The following is an 18950-nucleotide window of genomic DNA, read 5'->3' as shown; positions in this document are numbered from 1 at the left end:
TCTCCCGTTTCCCGCTCAGCTCGCGTGCCTCGTCCGGCCGCCGTCCGTGGCCTTTTACCCCACACAGCCGTCCAACACCCGACGCCACCTCTCCGCCGACTTTCGGCAATCCTCGCATCATGGGGCGCCCGTCTTCCAGAAAGGCGAGATTGTACCAGATAAATGCCGAGATCGCAGCGCTTATTCCAACGGCTTGTCCCGACCAGGGACGTCCTGGATGGTGCGCAGGCCGTTTGACGGCGGCTCGCCGAGGGGGAACCAGTACTTCCACGCCTCGAAGGGATGGGCGCCCTCCACCCGGCCCACGTCCCTAAAGGCGTCCTTGGGGACGATGGTGTGCAGCTCGCGGCCGCTTTCCGTGAGCAGGTGGATGCCGCCGGCCGCCAGCGCCTCGTCGCAGAAGGTGAGGCAGTTGTAGGTGATGAGGTTGTAGGTGCCGGTATGCGCGCGGCGGTCCTCGGCGCAGGCCTGCACGGCGCGGAAGGTCGCCTCGTCGCACCACAGGGCGATGGCGCAGTTCACGTGCTCGTTCCACCAGTTCCCCGGCTGGCGCGGGCCGACCGCCATCCGTTACCGTTTCATAGGCTCTACCGCGACCTCGCCATTCGGGCGCCCTCCCAGTCCTCGGCCCCGTCACTGCTTGGTGACAGTTCGCCCTTCTCGCCTTCCGCCGCCGTTGCAATCATTAGCATTTTCCCGTGAAAAGACCTGCGCGAAGGAGGAATAAGCAGTGGCGAAGAGGGCCCGCATTATCGTGGTCGGATGCAGCCTGTTCGGGTGCGCCGTGGCCCAGGCGCTCTCGGCGGCCGGCCACGACGTCATCGTGGTGGACATGCAGGAGGACGCCCTGGACGGGCTGGGGCCCGATTTCGACGGCGAGACGCTCACCGGCGACGGCAAGAGCGCCCTGGTGCTGGAGGAGTGCGGCGTGCGCCGGGCCACCCACCTGGTGGCCGCCACGGGCGACGACGCCTCCAACCTGCTCATCGCCGAGCTGGCCAGCGAGATCTTCGGCGTGCCCCACGTGCTGCCCCTCGTGGACGACGACGCTTTGGCGGACATCCTCGACGACATGGGCATCGCCCCCATCTGCCCCCATCGCATCTGCGAGGACGAGTTCTTCCGCCTCACCGGGCTGACGCGGAAGGAGGCCGACCTATGAGGGTGGTGATCGTGGGCGGCCGCTCCCGGGCCGATTATCTGATGGGCGCCTTAGCTGAAACCGTCGACACCGTCGTGGCCATCAACGACGACCGCCGCTTCTGCGAGTACCTCTCCAGCCGCCATGACGGCACGGTGATCTGGGGCAACGGCATGAAGCTGGCCGTGCTCGAGGAGGCCGGCGTCGCCGGGTTCGACGCCATCGTGGCCCTCACCGGCCTCGACGCCGACAATTTGGCCATCTGCCAGGTGGCCAAGAAGTTCCTCGGCATCCGCATCCAGCTGTGCATCGTGTCCAACCCCGAGAACACGGCCATCTTCCGCCAGCTGGGTGTCACGGCCGCCATCAGCGCCACGGCCACCTTGGCCCAGGCCATTCGCGGGGCCCTGGAGCTTCCCGACCCCGCCGACGCGAAGGCCCGGGCCGCCACGGCGGCGGCCGCCGCTGCGGCCGAGGCCGGCAACGGCGAAGGGGACGGCGCCGACGGCACCGCCGACGACGAGGAAGACCCCGGTGCCCCCTCGCCCTTCCGCTCGATTCTGGGCTCGTGGCACCACTTGGGAAAAGAGCGCCGGTGACCGTCATGGGAAAGACGCGCGGCGACAACCTTGCGGCGGCCATCGCCCTGGGCGAGCCGGGCGGCGAGCGCTCCGGCCCCGGGCCCCTGCTCGCGCGCTATGTGGGCGTGGCCGTCATGTTCGTCGGCCTGGCGGGCTTGGCACCCCTGGCGGTGCTGCCGGCCTACCCCGACGAGGTGGCCCTCGCGCCGTGCTTCATCTTCCCCGGGATCGGCGCGGCCATGGCGGGCTACCTCGTGTACTTCGCCTCGCCCGACCCCGCCCCGGGCGCCCGCCTTACCCGCGGGCAGGCCGCCGCGTGCACGGTGCTGGTCTGGGTTCTCGCCATCGCCGTCTACGCGCTGCCCTACGTGGCCGCGGGGCTGCTCTCCCCCGTCCAGGCCGTCTTCGAGTCCACCAGCGGGCTGACCACCACGGGCTTAAGCGTGGTGGACGTGGACACCTGCCCGGCCATCTTCCTGTTCCACCGCAGCCTCACCTGCTACCTCGGCGGTGTGGGGCTCGTGCTCATCCTCACCTGCGTGGTGACCCAGACCGGCGGCCTGGGCGTGTACAACGCCGAGGGCCACACCGACCACTTGCTGCCGAGCGCCGCCAAGACCGCCCGCATGATCCTGCTCATCTACAACGGGCTCATCATCGCCGGCGCCGTGGCCTACTGGGCGGCCGGCATGACCCCCTTCGACGCCATCAACATCTCCATGTGCGCCGTGCCCACCGGCGGGTTCGCCACCCACGGCGAGAGCATCGCCTATTGGAACAGCCCGGTCATCGAGGCCATCACCATCGTGCTCATGGTGGCCGGCGGCACGAACTTCCTTCTGCTGTTCCTGCTGCTGCGCGGCAAGCTCAAGGCGTTCCTCACCCATATCGAGACGCCGCTGTACTTCGGCACCATCGCCGTCATGGCCCTGGTGGTGGCCGGTTTCTTCCTGGGCCAGGGCGTCAGCGGCGACGGAGCCGAGGCGCTGCGGCAGGGCACGTTCCAGGTCGTGTCGATCCTGACCTCCACGGGGTTTCAGACCATCCCCTCCTTCGCCGATCTGGGGCCGGCGCTCCTGTTCCTGTTCGGCCTGCTCATGCTCGTCGGGGCCGAGGCGCGCTCCACCTCCGGCGGCATCAAGCTCTACCGCGTCGCCGTCGCCTCGCTGGGGCTCGGCCACGATTTGCACGAGCGCTACGGCAACAAGCGCCACGTGACGAGCATCAAGATCAACCGTTTCGGGAAGCGGTCGGTGCTCACCGAGGTGGACGTGGCCGAGGCCCAGACCTACGTGGTGCTGTACCTGCTGCTGTGCGCGGCCGGTGCGTTCGCGCTCATCCTCTGCGGGGCCACCCTGCAGGAGGCGGTGTTCGACTTCGTCTCGTGCCTCGGCAGCACCGGCGTGGGCACGGGCTTCCTCGGTACGGAAAGCGGCCCCGCGCCGCTGCTGATCGGGAGCGCCGGGATGCTTCTGGGCCGTCTCGAGATCATCCCCCTGTTCATGGGGGTGGGCACCTTGGCGTCGATGATTCGGAAAGGGGTTCGCCATGGCCGCTAGCAGTCGCAGATTCCCGCCGAGGAGCTCCCTCTCGGCACGGCACGTCCTGCGCAACCTGGTCGCCTTCGCCCTGCTCTACGGGGCCGGCCTGGCCGCCGTGTGGGGCTTCTCGCTCCTGGGGGTGAGCACGCTTGTGGCCTTCCCCGTCTTCGTGCTGGGCGTGCTCATCACCAGCCTGGAGACCGACTCGGGGCTGTGGGGCGCCGCGCTGGGAGTGGCCTACCTGCTCTCCTACGACTTCCTGTTCACCGCGCCCCTCTTCACGCTGAAGGTGCTCAGCCGCACCGACGTGGCGGCGCTCGCCATCTTCCTCGTCGTGTCGCTCATCATGGGCGTGATCACCCACCGCATGAGCCGCCAGGTGCAGACGGCCGAGCGCACGGCCTGCGCGCTGGGGCGGCTGAATCGGCTGAGCGTCGGGCTGCTGGAGAGTTCCACCCCGCAGGCGGCCTGCAGCTTCGCCCAGGAGTTCCTGACCCGGGTGCTGAGGCGGCCGGTGACCATCACCTTGGGGGAGCCGCCGGCCGCGGGCAGCGCGGCGGCCCGCGACTGCTACGAGCGGCGCGCGCCCACCGGCTACGGCGAGCCGGGCTGGCGGGATGCGACGGAGAAGTACCTGCCGCTCGGCATGAAGGGGCGCCTGTACGGGGTAGTGGCCATCGACTGCTCCTCGGGGGATGTGGATAGCGGCAGCCTCTCCCTCGTCAACGCCGTGGTGGCCCAGACCCTCGTGGCCGTGGAGCGCAACGAGCTGGCGGAAGGCGAGCCCGACGGCGCCGGCGCCCCAGCGGCCACATCGGCCCCGTCCAACGACAAGAGCGCTGCCGAACCGATACGTCCGGCAGCGCTCTCATAGACCGATCGCGATACCCCAAGGCCAATCGCGACGGGCGGTTCTCGGCTCCAAGCGCGCTACTTGTCCAGCATCTCGCGCACTTCGCCGCGGCCCTCGTCGTGCAGGGCCTTCTCGTCGGGCGCCAGGCGCTCCAGAAGCTCCAGCAGCTCGCCCATATGCTCGCGCTCCTCGTCGCGGATGTCGGAGAGCACCTTCTTCGCATCCTCGTTATCCGTCGCCTGGACGTGGGCGTCGTACTCGTGGATAGCCTCAAGCTCCCCGATGATGTCCTGGCGAATGGCGTTGACGAGCTCCTCGTCAGTCAGCTTGCGCGGCACTTCCATCACGAACGGATTCGAAATTGTGGCCATGACGGTTCCTTTCTCGCAGCTTCTAAAAGGCCCGCGCCTGCAACGCCTGCGGTAGCACGGCGGCAAGCGCGAGGGTCTGTGGGCCATCCTAGGCGATTGGGTTGGAGCCGCAGCCCAGGCCGCCTTGTTGCCACCGACCTGTAGACACTGCGACAAGAAGCGTTGGATTAGACGGCCAACGGCGCGCCCAGTCCAGGGCGTAGCGCGCCGCCGTCACCGACGTGCCGTTGGAATGCACGCTCAGATCGTCCATCACAAACGCGATCCTCATAGGGCCCTCACTCCTCGGCCGCCAGGGCGAGACCCTCGGCGGCGGAAGCGGCCGGGGCGGGCTGGTCGCGCTTCGCCTCGGCTACGCGGGCCTTGCCGCGGGCGCGAGCCTCTTCCACCGAAACCGTTTCGATGCGGACGATGAAGTACCAGATCTCGAACACGGTCAGTCCGATGAGGATGGCCTTCAGCCACCACTGCGGCACCACCAGCGCGAGCATCGGCATGGCGGTCACGCCGGGGGCAGCGCACAGGATTTTGGCCCGCAGTGTGAGCGAGCGCGTTTCCATGAAGTTGGCGATGAAGCGCTTGTACATGCGGGTTCCCTCGAACCACGTGTTCAGACGCTCGGAGCTGCGCAGGAAGAAAAACGAGGTCAGCAGCAGAAACGGCGTTGTAGGGATAATGGGAATGATGACGCCTATGCCCCCTAGCCCCAAGAACAGCAGCCCCAACCCCGCATACAGATAGCGCTTGATCGTCATTGTGTCTCCCGTTTCATCCACCGACCCGATGGGCCGTCATCTCGATAGCTCGCCGCCCCAAAAGCGCAGCGTGCACCACAGTAGAGACATCTTAGCGACCGCCGCCCGGCCGCCGCATCACCCGAATGAGCTATATATGGGAGCGCAACAAGGTCCCCGCCAGCCGCGACCATCCAATCTGCTGCGGTCGCCTTGCCGCGCAGGGCCCGACGCGCGCTACGCGACGGCCAATGCAAAACGCCCCGCATCTTGCAGCGCGACAGAGCGGCAACGTGCAAGAGCGGGGCGACTCGATCAGCCGAGAGCTGGGATCCGGCACTACTGGCAGAGGGCGCCTGCTTCCTTATCCACCACAACGGTGACATTCGGGTGGAACTGCAGGATGGAGGCGGGCACCTCGGGAGTGACCGGCCCGAAGAAGGCGCGGCGAACGATATCGGCCTTGTCGGAGCCGTTGGCGACCACGAGGATCTCCTTGGCCGCCATGATGGTGCCGATGCCCATGGTGTACGCCTCGCGGGGCACGTCGTCAATGGAATCGAACAGGCGGGAGTTGGCGTTGATGGTGCTCTCCGTCAGCTCGACGCAGTGCGTTTCCTTGGGGAACTCAGGCGCGGGCTCGTTGAAGCCGATGTGGCCGTTGTGGCCCAGGCCCAGAAGCTGCAGGCCCAAACCGCCGGCCTCGGCGATGCTCTGCTCGTAAGCGGCGCACGCGGCAGCGGCGTCGGGGCAGGCGCCGTCCGGCACATGGGTGCGAGCCGGATCGATATCGACATGGGAGAACAGGTTGTGCTCCATGAAGTAACGGTAGCTCTGGTCGTGCTGCGGATCAAGGCCTCGGTACTCGTCCAAGTTGAAGCTGGTCACGTCCTTGAAGGACAGCGCGCCGGCCTCGTAGTCCTCAACCAGGCAGCGGTACAGGCCGATAGGGGTCGAGCCGGTGGCCAGACCCAGCACGCAATCGGGGTGCGAGGAAACATAGCCGCTTATCACGCGTGCGGCAGTGCGCGACATGGCCTCGTAATCTTCGGTGACGATGAACTTCATGGGAAGCCTCTCTCTTGGAGCCGCTAGAAAAAATATGTGCGCTCATGCTAAACCATGTCCTCCCTGCAGCGGAGGTCAGCCGCGAGTTTTCATCAGGTTTTCAGTGTCTTCCTCCGCCACCAGCAGCTCGCGGGCATGGGCGATGGCGTCGTCGATGCAGCTTCGGAAGTGCTCCTCCCCCACCAGATCGACGAATCCAGCGCGGCGCATGGTCTTCATCGGCTGCTCGTTCACGTGGGAGAAGATGAGGCTCACCCCGTTCGCGCTGCAGTAGTCGTAGAGGTTCTCCAGCGCGTTCATGCCCGTCGCGTCCAGCGAGGGCACGCCGCGCATGCGGATGATCAGGTAACGCGTGAAGTCCTTCACCGAGATGTCGGCGATGCGCTCGGTCATGCCGAAGAACATCGGCCCGTTGATCTCGTAGACGCGCACGCTCTTCGGCAGCTCGCGCAAATGCGTGACCTCGGAGTTCTCGTCGCAGTAGTACTTCCAGCCTTTGACCTCGGTTTCCTCGCTCACCGTCTTCATGAACAGCACCACGGTGATGAGCATGCCCACGCCGATGGCCACCACCAGGTCGAACACGATGGTCAGCACGAAGGTGAGCAGCAGCGTGGCGACGGCCCCCTTCGACGCCGTCTGGCACAGGTGCGCGAAGTTGCGCCAGCCGGACATGTTGTAGGCGACGTACAGCAGAATGGCGGCGATGGTGGGCATGGGAATGAGCGCCGCGTAGGGCATGAGGAAGGCGAGCACGGCGATGAGCACAAGCGCGTGCACCATGCCGGCGATGGGCGTGCGACCGCCGGCCTTCACGTTGGCGGCGGTGCGCGCGATGGCGCCGGTGGCGGGAATGCCGCCGAAGAGCACCGAGGCAATGTTGCCGACGCCCTGGGCCACCAGCTCCATGTTGGCGCGATGGTGCCCGCTGATCATGGAGTCGGCCACCACGCAGGACAGCAGCGACTCGATGGCGGCCAGAATGGCGATGGTGACGCCGTTGGCGAACTGATCGCGGAACAGCTCCAAGCTGAGGTGAGGCATATGGAAGGTGGGCAGGGCGCTGTCGATGACGTAGAGGTCGCCGATGGTGCTGACGTCAAGGCCGAGCCCGCTCACCAGCGCGATGCCCGCGAGCAGGGCCATAAGCGAGCTGGGCACGCGCTCGGTCACGCGCGGCCAGAGGAACAGCACGGCCAGGCAGACGACACCCACCAGGCACGCCTGCCCGTTCACCGTGGAGAAGTTGCCCGCCAGCGCGGCCAGCTTCTCCGTCGTTTCCACCGTGGCGGTGCCCGGCGGATAGGTAAGGCCGAAGAAGTCCTTCAGCTGGCCGATGGTCAGCGTGACGGCGATGCCCGCGGTGAACCCGGTCGTGATAGTGAAGGGCACGAAGCGGATAAGGGCGCCCAACTTGAACAGACCCATGAAGATGAGCAGGATGCCCGCGATGATGGTGGCGGCGACGAGGCCTTCTATGCCATCGGTGGCCACGATGCCGGCAACGATGGTGGCGAAGGCCGCCGTGGGGCCGGATATCTGCACGCGGCTGCCGCCGAGGAACGCGATGAGGAACCCGGCAACAATGGCGGTGTAGAGGCCCTGCTCCGGCGACACCCCCGAGGCGATGCCCAACGCGATGGAAAGCGGCAGCGCCACCACCGCCACCACGATGCCCGCCACGATGTCCTTGGGAATCTGCTCCTTCAGCTCCTGTTTGCTGGAATGCTTGATGATGCTGAAAAGGATGGGCTTTAACTTATCGCGCTGCTGCATGGCGGGAAAACTCGGCTCCTTGGGTCGTCGCGGGCGGAAAGACACGAGGCCGCATTCTATCGCTGACCAAATCGCCCAGCAATAGAGAACCCGCGTTCGGCCGAAAGTCGCCCTTCGACGCATGAAAAACGGCCCCGCATGTTGGTGCGGGGCCGTCGGATGCTGAATACGCTCAGCAGCTCTGCTGCCGCTCGCTCGCCCTGCTACCAGGTACGGGAAGCCATGGCGCGGAACTGGGCCACCGTGGAGACGTGGGAGTTCAGGCCACCGTCCACCGTCACCACCTGACCGGTGAAGTACGAGCTCTCGTCGGAGGCCAGATAGACGCACATGGCGGCGATGTCTTCGGGCGTGCCGTAGCGAGCGACTTCGATGTTGTCCAAGAAGATGTCCTTCAGCGCCTGGGGCACCTTCGCCTCATTCTGCGGCGTGACGATGAGGCCGGGGCGCACGCAGTTGCAGCGGATGTTCTGCTTGCCGTACTGCAGCGCCGTGTACTGGGTCAGCATGTCGACGCCGGCCTTGGCGCAGGCATAGGCCGTCGAGCCCAGATCGCCGCCGCAGGAGGCCATGGAGCCGATGTTGATGATGGAGCCCGCGCCCTGCTCCTGCATGAAGGGCAGCACCGTCTTGGTGCAGTAGAACGTGGAGCGCACGTCACTCGCGAACACGGCGTCCCAGTCCTCCAGGGAGATCTCGTCCACACGCCCGTCCTTCAGCGCCATGCCGGCGGCGTTGTTCACCAACACGTCGATGGAGCCCCACTTCTCCTTGGTGTCGGCGAACAGCGCGTCCACGGTTTCGGGACGCGTGATGTCCAGCTTGTGGAACCAGGCGGTGCCGCCCACCTCGGCGATGGCGTCCACGACGGCCGCGCCGCGCTCCTCGTTGCGGCCGCACACCACCACGCGCGCGCCCTCGGCGCCGAACATCTTCGCGATGCCCGTGCCGATGCCGCTGGTGGAACCGGTGACGATGGCGACTTTGTCCTTCAAACGATCCATGGTTTCCCTCTTTCTACGCACTATGGCCAGCCAGCTTTGATGATTTTAGCAGTAATGGAATGCGACGGTACGTCCCGTCCGGCCCGCGCGCCCGATCTCCCTTGGCAATGGCGCGGAGATCGCGAAAGCCGGCTTGGCTCCAGACAAACTTCCGCCCCCCTACGCCGCAAGGAATCGAGAGGGATCGGCATCGGCATCGGCATCGGCATCGGCATCGGTATCGGATTGGCGGCGCATGCGAGCCGCCAAAGCCAGCGGGGCGCCCTTGCGCTACTATGGCAGCAAGACGGCCGAAGCAGACGAGAAAAGAGGCGTCGTGGAAGATACCGAAGGCAGAGTCGCAGCGCAGGATTTTTCAGGGGAAGAGGCCTGCGGCCTTGGCGCAGATCGCGCCGTGTGCCCGATCTGCCCGCATGCCTGCGCCCTGGTCGAGGGGCAAACGGGGCTCTGCCGTGCGCGCGTCGCCGAGGGTGGAGAGGTGGTGGACGCCAACTACGGGCGCATCACGTCACTGGCACTGGATCCCATCGAGAAGAAGCCGCTGGCCCGCTTTCGCCCTGGAAGCAAGGTGCTCTCCGTAGGTTCCTACGGCTGCAACCTGCGCTGCCCGTTCTGCCAGAACGCTTCCATCGCCTGCGCCGGCGAGCGCGACGTGCCCTGGCGCGAAATCGCACCGGCCGAGTTGGTGGATGCGGCCGCATCGCTTGTGACCGAAGGCAACATCGGGCTCGCCTTCACCTACAACGAGCCGCTCGTGGGCCTCGAGTTCGTCCGCGACACCGCGCGCCTCGCCCACGAGCGTGGCCTGGTCAACGTGCTGGTATCCAACGGCTACGTGAACGACGGCCCGCTGCACGAGGTGGCACCGTTCATCGATGCCGCGAACATCGACCTGAAGGGCTTCACCCAGAGCTTCTACGACCTCGTCGGCGGTGACTTGGCAACTGTGAAGCACACCATAGAAGTGCTGGCTGCCACACCCAGCTGTCACCTGGAAGTAACGACGCTCGTCATCCCCGGCCTGAACGACAGCGACCAGGAAATCGCCGAGGCCGCCCAATGGCTCGCCTCGCTGGATCCGTCGACCCCCTACCACCTGACCCGCTTCTTCCCCTGCCACCGCCTTACCGACCGCCCCGCCACCCCACCCGAAACCGTACACCACCTGGCCAACGTAGCGAGGCGCTATTTGAAGCACGTCTACGTAGGAAATTGCTAACGATCAAAACTTAAGGGCCGCGCCACTAAAAGCACCGACTACCCCTGTCGCCGCTCGACATACTCCTTGAAGCCGGGCAATGCGAAGTAGAAGTCGCCATCGAGAGTTTCGCCAATAACGCCGCTTTGCACGAGCCGCTTCTTGTAGGTGGAAATATGCCCCGAGGGCTTACCCAGCCGTTCCATCAGATCGATGCGGCGGCTTGTTTTCCCATCTTGAGCCATTGCCGCAAGAAATGCCCTGTCCGCTCGGGAGAGTTCCGCATAGGTGACATCGAAGATGCGATCCTCTAACTCGCGCTGAGCCCTCTGCGCACCGGCACGGACATCGTCAACGCTCAGGAAGGCGTCATCGGGATGCATTCGCCACGCCCGGTAGCCCAGAAGCTGCAGCATGAAGGGAAACCCGTCGATGGCTTCAACGGCTTCGCCCAAGGCCTCTTCGTTGATGAGCCTACCGCCCTCTTCCACGGTCAGACGGAAAGCCTCCTCAACTTCATAGGAGGCCAACGGGCCCAACTCGAACCGCTGAGCCCGGCGCAAAAACGACGTGTTCTTTCCGCTCAGAAGCGAGCTTATATGGAAGGGAAGCCCCGCCATGACAAGAGCGACCTTACGATTCTCGCGCACGAAATGCTGGTACGTTGAAACCAGGTGGCTCATCTCGTCGAGAGACACGTCCACTTCGTCAACGGTTATCAGCAGGCCAATATCCGCTTCGCCGAGACGCTCCAAAAGGTTGTTCATGCGGGTGCGCCAATTCGCTTTCGTGTTGCTTTTCGCGTCCCAAGTCGCTCCTCCTATACCCGCTATGTTCACGCCCGTGAGACGTTTTTCGGACGAGGCCGCAATGAGGTGCGAAGCCGACTCCTCGGTGCGCTGGACAATATCTTCGAGCATACCCGAAGTTGCCGAAACGTTGGCCACTACCCATCCGAGCCGAGACGCCTCGTTGCCGAGATAGGTAAGGAGCGCCGTTTTGCCACATCCGCGCGGACCAACAAATAATGCGCAGAGATTCATCGTCTGCTCTTCGAAGGCACTCAAGATATCCGAGAGCACCTGTTCGCGACCAGCGAAATAAGCGGGCACTTTTCCGAATTCCGGCGTAAATGGGTTGAAGGTCTCCTGCTGCACCTTCGCAATCTTGTCTGCCACGGAAACCTCCTGCCATCTGCCCGCCGCAACAGTAAGATCGTAGCATCCTTGATCTCTTTTAGCAATCTTGATCTCTTTTAGCGTCCTTGATTTGTTTTAGCGATCTTGAGCGCCTTTAGCACGCGCAGATAGCCGATGCTCCACTCGCTTCTCTTCGAGTTTTCGCGAGCCCATAGTAGCTACTCGCTCCCCACGCCGCTAGCAACGGGAATTAACATCGCAGGCCAGCGCGGAAAACGAGTATACCAATACCCGGCCTTCCCTCTTGCGCGGTTGACCCTTCTGCTGCTAGACTGCACTTCCGTCAGCGAGAGCGCTGGCGCATTTTATCCAGAGTCGGGGTAGAGAGTTGGCTCGACGATCCCGGCACCAACCGGCCGCGCGGCACGGTGGTCCCGCCAACATCGATGAAAGGAGTCCTGCCATGGACAACGTCTCTGTGCGCGATGCGCGCGAATTCCTTAACCTGAGCGTCGAGCGGCCGAGGATGCACCTCCTCGATGAGCCCACGGGCTACATTTCGGCCATGGGAAAATCCAACTTGGGCCACCAGATACGCTACAGCGCGGAACGCTTGGAAGCCGAGCTGTCCGACGACGGCAAGCCGCACGTGCTCCAGCTAGTTTGCGAAGGCGACGAACGCGAGCCCCAGTCGTGGACACTCTACGCCGACGGCCTCAAGTGCGCCCACGGCACCGGCGAGTTCGCCCGTGCGTGCTTCTGCGAGGCGGCCGACGCGTTCATGGGCGTATGCCGAGAAGCCGTGCGCGCCGCCGCCCTCCCCTCCCGCAGCAAGCACGACTACGACCTACTGCGCACCGCCCGCAGAATAGCGGCGGCGGAAGCGGAACGACGGGCTGCGTCAAAGAAGCAGAATCGGTAAACACGTCTAGCCATTGCGGGCGCCCTTGCCGGGAGGGCGTCCGCGTTACGCCCGAGAGGCTTCCGGTATCTCTGACGCCTCTTCCCCATCGCCGACCCTCTCGGCCCACCCCTTGGGAACGCGGTCGTAGGGCATCTCGCGAGCGAAGAAGTAGAACACGGCCAGGGGCAGCCCCGCGCACAGCGGATGCGCCACCACGAGCAACAGCACGACCGCCCGTTCCGCGTAAAAGACGACCCGCGCCGCGCCGGCCCTCTTTCGCGTCTCGCACGACATGCGATAGAACAGACCCGCCGGCGTGCTGCCATCGCGCATCCAGGGGACAACCAATTCCACCACCGCGAACGCAACGAGGTAGCAGGCTATCCACATCTCGCCATTAACCAAGGCCAGAAGAGCTTCGTCGAAGGCGTCGCCCGTCATCAGCCTCAAACCAGCCGCCACCATCAGACGCGGCACCACCGCGCACAGATCGATGATCATGACGTCGGTCCACAGCGCCACCGCGCGTCGGACGAAGCCGGGGTTGTGGGTAGCCGGCGGCTGCACCTCGGCCTCGCGCTGAGTCAGCCTCACGGCCAAATGGGCCAAGCCCCAGCCGATCAGGCTGCCGAGCGTGTTGCAGATGAGGTCGTCCACATCGAACGTTCGGTACGCGAAGGGATACGCTCCGGACAGCCCCGTGAACTGCGCTGTTTCTATAAGGCAGGTCGCGGCGAAGGACAGCGCCAACATAAGCGGCAGCTTCAGCTTCAGAAGAGTTCGCGCAATGAAGCCGAGCGGCACGAACAGCACGATGTTGAACAGCAGCTGGAATACCGCGCGAACGCCGCCTTCGGCGATGTCGCGGACGAAGTTGAGCGGATCCAAGATAGGCGGAACGCCGTAGGTGATGCCCGGGCCCGCGTCGCCCGTGGGCAGCGGGTACAGGGTGAAGCACACCAGACCGGCCGCATAGAGAATGCTCGCGTACACGGCGAACACGGTGGTCAGCGGCAGCCATCCGTCGCGCCGGTACAGCGCCACCAGCACGGGCACGCTCAGCAACAGCGACAGCAGCGGCCACACCAGAACCGCCACGTTGAAGCTCTCGCTGAAAGTACCTATGTACCCAATGATGACCTCGCCCATAATCGAAAGAATACCACGGGTGCTCCGCCGGATACCGGGAAGAACCGGTAACCGAAGCACTCGATCCGCGAAGGTACAGCAAGAACACTGAACGGCTGCTAGCGACCGATAGCGACCGATAGCGACCGATAGCGACCGATAGCGACCGATAACGACCGATAGCGACCGATGCGCCCCCACAGCTCAGCGCATCGAAATAGGTGATGCCCATGACCGTGCTTCGGCATCGCGGGCGGCCTCGCGGGGGGGGGCGCCCGAAGCTTTCGATCTGCGGCGGAATGGGTAGACGCAGTGAAGCGGCAGTGAAGCGTCGCGCCAAACGCAAAGCTACCTCTGCTGTACCTGCTTCCTCACCGAGGAAGAGATGCGACGTCCCCTAGTGCGGGCAGCGCCCATGACGGCGGAAACGCCACCGAAATCGAGGCCAGTGATGATTTTGACAACCTGCAAGAAAACCATCAGCACAATAAGCGGTATAAGGCAGGAGGTCACAACCATCACGGCCACCGTGTCTATCATGTTGTTCAGCTGTTGCCCCAGATTGTCCAACGCGTCTTGAACGCCCTGCGTTATCGCGGTGAACCCATCTTGCATCGCGTCAGCGATTCCCTCCAGGAGGCCTTTATCCTCTTGCGTGTCCTCTTGGACGCTTTCTTCGAGTTCCTGAGTCGCTTGTTGCGCTGCCGCATTAGAAGCGGCGATGGATTCATCGAAGGTCTTGTCGATGTTGTCCGTGAGCCAAACACTCGCTGGCACCACCAGCGCCAGCGCCAAACCGAACGCCGTGAGCTTCGTGCCCAGTCGCTGAAGGTTCACTTTTGTCAAAGTGCCTCGTCTCAAGAAAACGGCTATGGCAAAAAGCACGCATGCCATCGGTATCAGTATCCCGAACGCCAGGAACCCAAAGGTCGTCAAAAGGAACTTCTCGAGGTAGATCACCGAAAGGATAACCACGAAATAAGAAGCGAAATCGGCAAGCTTGTTAGCAATTGCGGAGCCAGTATCATCGGGGAGCACAGAAATGGCAGCCGAAGCTGCCGTGGTAGTAGCCGCCAGCCCCATAACGTTGAGCTTCTTTTCATCCAGCGTCTCGTACATGCCCGAATACGTCGATGGCGATGAGGCGATGTTGGCCAGCAGCAGAAGGGAGATCAAAGCGGCCACCACCAAAACGCCCGCATTGATCACTTTGCTCTTAAGCGGTCGCTCCTCCAAATCCCGCTCTTCCCCTAGCTCCACGCGTTCGAAAACCAATTCGCTGGCGCCGTTTTCATCGATCGGCCGAATACCGTCATCCATTGCTATCCTTCCTCTATACTTGGCCTGTTCAGTATAGACAGCATTGCAAGCATCGACTTCGCTGGTCGGACGATTGGCCATTAGACGGAGCGCAAACGATAACCACGAAACTTGCAGGAGAACAAATGCCCGAAGACGAGAAGCTGAGCGAAACTATCCGCGAGCTGTACGCCATCGTCAACCAGCTCGAACGCGATTACAACAAGCATGATCGTCGCTTCACGCTCGACGGGCACCTCCTCGGAAGCATCGGTGAAGTTTACGCGGCTGAGCGCTATGGCATCGAACTAGCGAAATCATCGTCCGAGCGCCACGACGGCACCACTACGGATGAGCGCAAGCGGGACGTTCAAATTAAGGTAACCCAAAGACGCTCTATCGGGCTCAGCTCAGAGCCCGCGTACCTGCTCGTCCTGAAAATCGACGAAAACGGCTCGTTCAAAGAAGTGTTCAATGGCCCCGGCAATATTGTCTGGGAGCTAGTCAAAAACAAGAGACCTCCAAAGAACGGCCAGTATCAGATCTCGCTGAGCAAGCTACGCACGTTGAACGACAATATCGCCCCCGATGACAGGATCTGAACCTGCCGGACAAGAAGCGCAGGCATCAACTCATTAGCATGGTCTGGCGACAGTATTCCCGTTTCTGCTAAGCCTTCGCAGAAATGATGCCTATGACCGTGCTTCGGCATCGCGGGCGGCCTCGCGGGAAGGCGCCCGAAGCTTTTGCCTCCTGCGCGCTTGTCCGATGATGATTCCGCGCGTCGCCGATACTCATTCCACGCGTTGCCGATAGCCTAAGGCTCTTTCCTCCTCCACTTCCTTTCCTAGAATTCACCTGGGTGCCAAAAGGGCGCCTATGGCCATCTAGGGAAAGGAAAGAAGAATGGTCAAGTACAGAGAAATCCTCCGATTGATCGCGATGGGGGTGAGCCAGGAAAGCGTCGCATTCTCTTGCGGCTGCGCGCAATCGACCGTCTCGGACGTTATCCGAGCGGCACGAGCGCGCGGCCTTTCCTGGCCGCTCCCGGAGGAGATGGACGATGCGGCGATCCGGTCCGTTATCTACCCGAAGAGGAGCCGCAAGGCCACGGACAAGGCCGCCATCGACTTCGAGCATGTGGCCCGGGAGCTTGGACGGCGCGGCATGACGCTGTCGCTTCTGTGGAACGAGTACTGCGATTCCGCCGTGTCGCGGGGCGAGGAGCCCTACATGTACTCGGCCTTCTGCAGGGAGTACAGGAAGTGGGCGCAGGCCCACGACGTCCGCATGCGCATCGACCACAGGCCGGCCGAGACCATCCAGGTGGACTGGGTCGGGGACACGGCGGAAGTGGTCGATCCCGATACGGGCGAACTTCTGAGGGTCTACGTGTTCGCGGGATGCCTGCCCTACTCCAACTACCTGTTCGCCGAGGGATTCTACAGAACCGACGAGCAGGCCTGGATCGACGCCCATGCCCATATGTTCTCCTTCTTCGGCGGCGCGACCCCCGTTCTCGTGCCGGACAACTGCAAGACCGCGGTGTCCAAGAACACCAAAGAGGCGCTCATCGTCAACGAGCAGTACCGCCGCATGAGCGAGCACTACGGGTGCGCCGTCGTGCCCGCCAGGGTCAGAAGGCCCAGGGACAAGGCGAGCGTGGAGATGGGAGTCGGCCTCATCGAGCGCCAGGCCATGCTCGCGCTGAGGGGAAGGCGGTTCATGTCCCTCGGCGAGTTCAACTCGGCCCTTGCGGACCAGGTCGCCGCCATCAACTCGCGCCCCTTCCAAAAGCGCGAGGGCAGCAGGGAGAGCGTATTCCTCGCCCAGGAAAAACTGCTGCTCATCCCGCTGCCGGCGACTCCCTACGAGATGACGGCCCGCAAGGAGGTCACCGTCAATTTTAACTACCACGTGTGCTTCGACGGCTGCTGGTACTCGGTTCCGTTCGAATTCGTGAAGCGCACGGTCGCCGTGGTCGCGACGGCGAGGACCGTGTCGGTGATGGCGGACGGCACGCGGATCGCCATGCACGAGCGCGCTCACCGCAAGGGCGAGTACCGCACCAACCCCGACCACATGCCGGATGCCCACAGGGACTACGCCGAATGGAACGGCGCGCGGTTCAGGTCGTGGGCCGAGAGCATCGGGGAGGCCACCGCGCGGGCGATCGGGGCCATCCTGTCGTCGCGCAGGATCGAGCAGCAGTCGTACCGCTCGTGCCGCGCCGTGCTCGCCCTGGAGAAGACCTATGGAGGGGAGCTTTTGGAGGAAGCGTGCCAAAAGGCCCTTCTCAGGACGCAGAGGCCCAGCTACAAGACTATAAAGGGCGTAATAGCGGCACTTGCCCGGGAAGTCGGGCGCACCGACGAGGCGGCAGGCGCCTATCTGAGGGGCCAGGACTACTACCGAAAGATCGAGAGCGCAGGCGCCGACAACGGCGAGAAAGGCGGACGATGATGGCGAGCCAATCGACTATGGACAAGCTGCACGACATGAGGCTGTCGGTGATGGCCCGGGCCTATCGCGACCAAGAAGAGCTTCCCGCGGCATCAGGATTGAGCTTCGACGAGCGCCTCGCCATGATCGTCGACGCCGAATGGGACTCGCGCAGGACCAACAAGCGCCTTCGGCACCTGAGGCAGGCGGGCTTTCCCGAGCAGGATGCGAATATCGCCGATGTCCGCTACGATGACGACCGAAAACTCGACCGCGCCCAGATGGCCGAGCTGTCCAACTGCTCGTGGATCGCGAGCAGGCGCAACATCATCGTCACAGGGGCGAGCGGAGCCGGCAAGACCTGGATATCCAACGCCCTTGGAGTGGCTGCCTGCAACGCGTTCTACACCGTGCGCTACACCAGGCTGCCGGAGCTGCTGGACGAGCTCACCGTCTTCAAAGACGAGGAATGGCTCAAGCAGCGCAAGAAGTACATCAAGTGCGATCTGCTGATCATCGACGATTGGCTGCTGGAGCAGGTCAAGCCAAATGAGGCCAGGGAGATTATGGAGGTAATCGAGGCGAGGGACAGGACCGGATCGCTCATCCTGTGCTCGCAGTTCCCGCCGTCGGCATGGCACGCGAACCTGGGCAACGGGGCCATTGCCGACGCCGTCATCGACCGCGTGGTGTACAAGTCCTACACCATCCACATTGCAGGCGAGGAATCTATGCGCAAGCGGATGAGAGGAATGGAATAGGAGCAAACCGACGAAGAGCGGGAGGGGTCGAAACGGCCCCTCCCGATTATCGGCGCTGCATGGAACAGGCATCGGCGCTGTGGACATACATCATCGGCGTAGCGTGGAACAGTCACCGCTCAGGCGTACCGTACGCAGCTTTCGATCTGCAGCGGAATGGGTGGAAGCCGGGACTCCCGGCAAGACGCCAGCGCTCAAACCGCACGGCACTGCCGACAACGGACTACCCGACAACCCCAACGCGAAACCGCAACGTCTACAGAAGGATCGAGGGTTTGCAAGCTAATGTTGTACGGCCACAATTGCCCCATGAATTCAAAACGAGGCAGATAATCATTCAGTCGGGAGCCAACGTATGGCCACACGAGATGAAAACGGCAGAAGCGCTTGCGGCAGCCGGCCGCACCGTAGAATTCATTCGGCGAAGCGAGGAGCAGCGCACAACATCAGCCGATGCGATAATCGACGGCATCGTCTGGGAGATGAAAGCGCCAAAAGCATCGAACCTAAAGGCCATTGAGAAGAACCTTCGCAAAGCGCTCGACCAATCCAATTGCGTTATTCTCGATTCCCGCAGGATGAAGGGAATACCCGACCATGCTATCGAGCGCGAACTTCAAGCGTGCGCGGCCGGACGCATCAAGAATCTCAAGCGTCTGTTGTTCGTGAATCGTAAGGCGCAGGTCATTGACATCAAGTGAGTTTGGTGTAACATTCAAAACGCAAAGCGCCCGAATGGTGAGTCATCACCTGCCTCCGGCGCTTTATTTTTTGGGATACCCCGAATATCCCGAATACCAGAGCCCGGGTTTCCCCGATTTCACCCTGCGAATATGTCAACTAGACACTTAACAAGGTGATGCCTATGACCGTGCTTCGGCATTGAGTAGTAACCTCTCGCGGTACCATCGATCACCTGGCTTGGTACCGGCGATCAGCAAAAGGCGGTACCGCGAGTAGGCTGTCTCGGTACCGCTAATCAGCGCGCCTCTTCTTGGCGAAGTACTCTC

19 protein-coding genes are annotated in these 18950 nt (G+C 63.3%); 10 read left to right on the top strand and 9 right to left on the bottom strand.

Features of this window, described 5'->3' with window-relative positions; genetic code table 11:
* Positions 1 to 180: 180 nt before the first annotated feature.
* Positions 181 to 567: a C97 family peptidase gene (locus GO707_RS09370; RefSeq protein ID WP_157012873.1), complete on the bottom strand. Its 387-nt coding sequence runs from the start codon at positions 565 to 567 to the stop codon at positions 181 to 183.
* A 163-nt stretch (positions 568 to 730) separates the two neighbouring features.
* Between GO707_RS09370 and GO707_RS09365 the strand changes: the two genes are divergently transcribed.
* Genes GO707_RS09365 through GO707_RS09350 form a run of 4 tightly spaced genes read left to right on the top strand, consistent with a single transcriptional unit; the run spans position 731 to position 4137 of the window.
* The gene (locus tag GO707_RS09365; RefSeq protein WP_022740587.1) at positions 731 to 1162 is read left to right on the top strand and encodes an NAD-binding protein; all 432 of its coding nucleotides are present in this window, start codon (positions 731 to 733) and stop codon (positions 1160 to 1162) included.
* Complete coding sequence (locus tag GO707_RS09360; protein WP_157012872.1) at positions 1159 to 1740, top strand: potassium channel family protein; 582 nt, start codon at positions 1159 to 1161, stop codon at positions 1738 to 1740. The genes GO707_RS09365 and GO707_RS09360 overlap by 4 nt, the downstream gene beginning before the upstream one ends.
* A gap of 5 nt (positions 1741 to 1745) precedes the next feature.
* Complete coding sequence (locus GO707_RS09355) at positions 1746 to 3281, top strand: TrkH family potassium uptake protein (RefSeq protein WP_232325768.1); 1536 nt, start codon at positions 1746 to 1748, stop codon at positions 3279 to 3281.
* The gene (locus tag GO707_RS09350) at positions 3271 to 4137 is read left to right on the top strand and encodes a DUF4118 domain-containing protein (protein WP_157012870.1); all 867 of its coding nucleotides are present in this window, start codon (positions 3271 to 3273) and stop codon (positions 4135 to 4137) included. The genes GO707_RS09355 and GO707_RS09350 overlap by 11 nt, the downstream gene beginning before the upstream one ends.
* 56 nt (positions 4138 to 4193) lie before the next feature.
* Here GO707_RS09350 and GO707_RS09345 read toward each other — a convergent pair whose 3' ends face one another.
* The 5 genes from GO707_RS09345 to GO707_RS09325 all read right to left on the bottom strand — a co-directional run bounded on the left by GO707_RS09345 (position 4194) and on the right by GO707_RS09325 (position 9069).
* Positions 4194 to 4487 (bottom strand): ferritin family protein, encoded by a 294-nt coding sequence (locus tag GO707_RS09345; protein WP_022740591.1) that lies wholly within the window; start codon positions 4485 to 4487, stop codon positions 4194 to 4196.
* Between the two features lie 278 nt (positions 4488 to 4765).
* A complete protein-coding gene (locus GO707_RS09340) occupies positions 4766 to 5242 on the bottom strand; it encodes a DUF454 family protein (protein ID WP_157012869.1) in 477 nt (158 codons plus the stop codon).
* Positions 5243 to 5560: 318 nt separating this feature from the next.
* Entirely contained in the window at positions 5561 to 6289 is a 729-nt protein-coding gene (gene nagB, locus GO707_RS09335; protein WP_022740593.1) for a glucosamine-6-phosphate deaminase, read from the bottom strand.
* Between the two features lie 75 nt (positions 6290 to 6364).
* On the bottom strand, positions 6365 to 8065 hold the full coding sequence (locus GO707_RS09330; RefSeq protein WP_157012868.1) for a SulP family inorganic anion transporter: 1701 nt from the start codon (positions 8063 to 8065) through the stop codon (positions 6365 to 6367).
* A 203-nt stretch (positions 8066 to 8268) separates the two neighbouring features.
* A complete protein-coding gene (locus tag GO707_RS09325) occupies positions 8269 to 9069 on the bottom strand; it encodes an SDR family NAD(P)-dependent oxidoreductase (protein ID WP_157012867.1) in 801 nt (266 codons plus the stop codon).
* Positions 9070 to 9385: 316 nt separating this feature from the next.
* Between GO707_RS09325 and amrS the strand changes: the two genes are divergently transcribed.
* Positions 9386 to 10288 carry an AmmeMemoRadiSam system radical SAM enzyme gene (gene amrS, locus GO707_RS09320; RefSeq protein WP_302148458.1) on the top strand — a complete coding sequence of 301 codons (903 nt, stop codon included), beginning with the start codon at positions 9386 to 9388 and terminating at the stop codon, positions 10286 to 10288.
* Positions 10289 to 10326: 38 nt separating this feature from the next.
* On the opposite strand, the gene GO707_RS09315 is transcribed toward amrS, so the two are convergent.
* Entirely contained in the window at positions 10327 to 11445 is a 1119-nt protein-coding gene (locus GO707_RS09315) for an AAA family ATPase (protein ID WP_198161068.1), read from the bottom strand.
* 424 nt (positions 11446 to 11869) lie between these two features.
* Between GO707_RS09315 and GO707_RS09310 the strand changes: the two genes are divergently transcribed.
* Complete coding sequence (locus tag GO707_RS09310; RefSeq protein ID WP_157012865.1) at positions 11870 to 12328, top strand: hypothetical protein; 459 nt, start codon at positions 11870 to 11872, stop codon at positions 12326 to 12328.
* Between the two features lie 45 nt (positions 12329 to 12373).
* Here GO707_RS09310 and GO707_RS09305 read toward each other — a convergent pair whose 3' ends face one another.
* Together GO707_RS09305 and GO707_RS09300 are read right to left on the bottom strand one after the other, a co-directional pair.
* Positions 12374 to 13408, bottom strand: coding sequence for a VanZ family protein (locus tag GO707_RS09305; RefSeq protein WP_198161067.1), 1035 nt, complete (start codon positions 13406 to 13408; stop codon positions 12374 to 12376).
* 378 nt (positions 13409 to 13786) lie between these two features.
* Positions 13787 to 14758, bottom strand: coding sequence for a hypothetical protein (locus GO707_RS09300; protein ID WP_157012863.1), 972 nt, complete (start codon positions 14756 to 14758; stop codon positions 13787 to 13789).
* Positions 14759 to 14883: 125 nt separating this feature from the next.
* On the opposite strand from GO707_RS09300, the gene GO707_RS09295 reads away from it, so the two are divergent.
* From GO707_RS09295 to GO707_RS09280, 4 genes are all read left to right on the top strand, one after another.
* A complete protein-coding gene (locus GO707_RS09295) occupies positions 14884 to 15339 on the top strand; it encodes a DUF6998 domain-containing protein (protein ID WP_157012862.1) in 456 nt (151 codons plus the stop codon).
* Between the two features lie 304 nt (positions 15340 to 15643).
* Positions 15644 to 17200, top strand: coding sequence for an IS21 family transposase (gene istA / locus GO707_RS09290; RefSeq protein WP_157012861.1), 1557 nt, complete (start codon positions 15644 to 15646; stop codon positions 17198 to 17200).
* Positions 17197 to 17940: an IS21-like element helper ATPase IstB gene (gene istB, locus GO707_RS09285; RefSeq protein WP_157012860.1), complete on the top strand. Its 744-nt coding sequence runs from the start codon at positions 17197 to 17199 to the stop codon at positions 17938 to 17940. Before istA ends, istB begins: the two co-directional genes overlap by 4 nt.
* 275 nt (positions 17941 to 18215) lie before the next feature.
* Positions 18216 to 18641, top strand: a complete 426-nt coding sequence (locus tag GO707_RS09280; protein ID WP_157012859.1) for a CdiA C-terminal domain-containing protein — start codon at positions 18216 to 18218, stop codon at positions 18639 to 18641.
* Positions 18642 to 18950: the final 309 nt, after the last annotated feature.

It is taken from the genome of Adlercreutzia rubneri (assembly GCF_009755265.1).
In the GTDB taxonomy this organism is placed as follows: domain Bacteria; phylum Actinomycetota; class Coriobacteriia; order Coriobacteriales; family Eggerthellaceae; genus Adlercreutzia; species Adlercreutzia rubneri.
This window is presented reverse-complemented; position numbering and strand designations above follow the sequence as displayed.

Bases quoted from the DNA above. Each gene is read 5' to 3' on its own strand.
- GO707_RS09330 (WP_157012868.1), bottom strand. From the start codon at position 8,065: ATGCAGCAGCGCGATAAGTTAAAGCCCATCCTTTTCAGCATCATCAAG.
- GO707_RS09350 (WP_157012870.1), top strand. From the start codon at position 3,271: ATGGCCGCTAGCAGTCGCAGATTCCCGCCGAGGAGCTCCCTCTCGGCA.
- nagB (WP_022740593.1), bottom strand. From the start codon at position 6,289: ATGAAGTTCATCGTCACCGAAGATTACGAGGCCATGTCGCGCACTGCC.
- GO707_RS09360 (WP_157012872.1), top strand. From the start codon at position 1,159: ATGAGGGTGGTGATCGTGGGCGGCCGCTCCCGGGCCGATTATCTGATG.
- GO707_RS09370 (WP_157012873.1), bottom strand. From the start codon at position 567: ATGGCGGTCGGCCCGCGCCAGCCGGGGAACTGGTGGAACGAGCACGTG.
- GO707_RS09300 (WP_157012863.1), bottom strand. From the start codon at position 14,758: ATGGATGACGGTATTCGGCCGATCGATGAAAACGGCGCCAGCGAATTG.
- istB (WP_157012860.1), top strand. From the start codon at position 17,197: ATGATGGCGAGCCAATCGACTATGGACAAGCTGCACGACATGAGGCTG.
- istA (WP_157012861.1), top strand. From the start codon at position 15,644: ATGGTCAAGTACAGAGAAATCCTCCGATTGATCGCGATGGGGGTGAGC.
- GO707_RS09310 (WP_157012865.1), top strand. From the start codon at position 11,870: ATGGACAACGTCTCTGTGCGCGATGCGCGCGAATTCCTTAACCTGAGC.
- GO707_RS09355 (WP_232325768.1), top strand. From the start codon at position 1,746: ATGGGAAAGACGCGCGGCGACAACCTTGCGGCGGCCATCGCCCTGGGC.
- GO707_RS09295 (WP_157012862.1), top strand. From the start codon at position 14,884: ATGCCCGAAGACGAGAAGCTGAGCGAAACTATCCGCGAGCTGTACGCC.
- GO707_RS09325 (WP_157012867.1), bottom strand. From the start codon at position 9,069: ATGGATCGTTTGAAGGACAAAGTCGCCATCGTCACCGGTTCCACCAGC.
- GO707_RS09345 (WP_022740591.1), bottom strand. From the start codon at position 4,487: ATGGCCACAATTTCGAATCCGTTCGTGATGGAAGTGCCGCGCAAGCTG.
- GO707_RS09340 (WP_157012869.1), bottom strand. From the start codon at position 5,242: ATGACGATCAAGCGCTATCTGTATGCGGGGTTGGGGCTGCTGTTCTTG.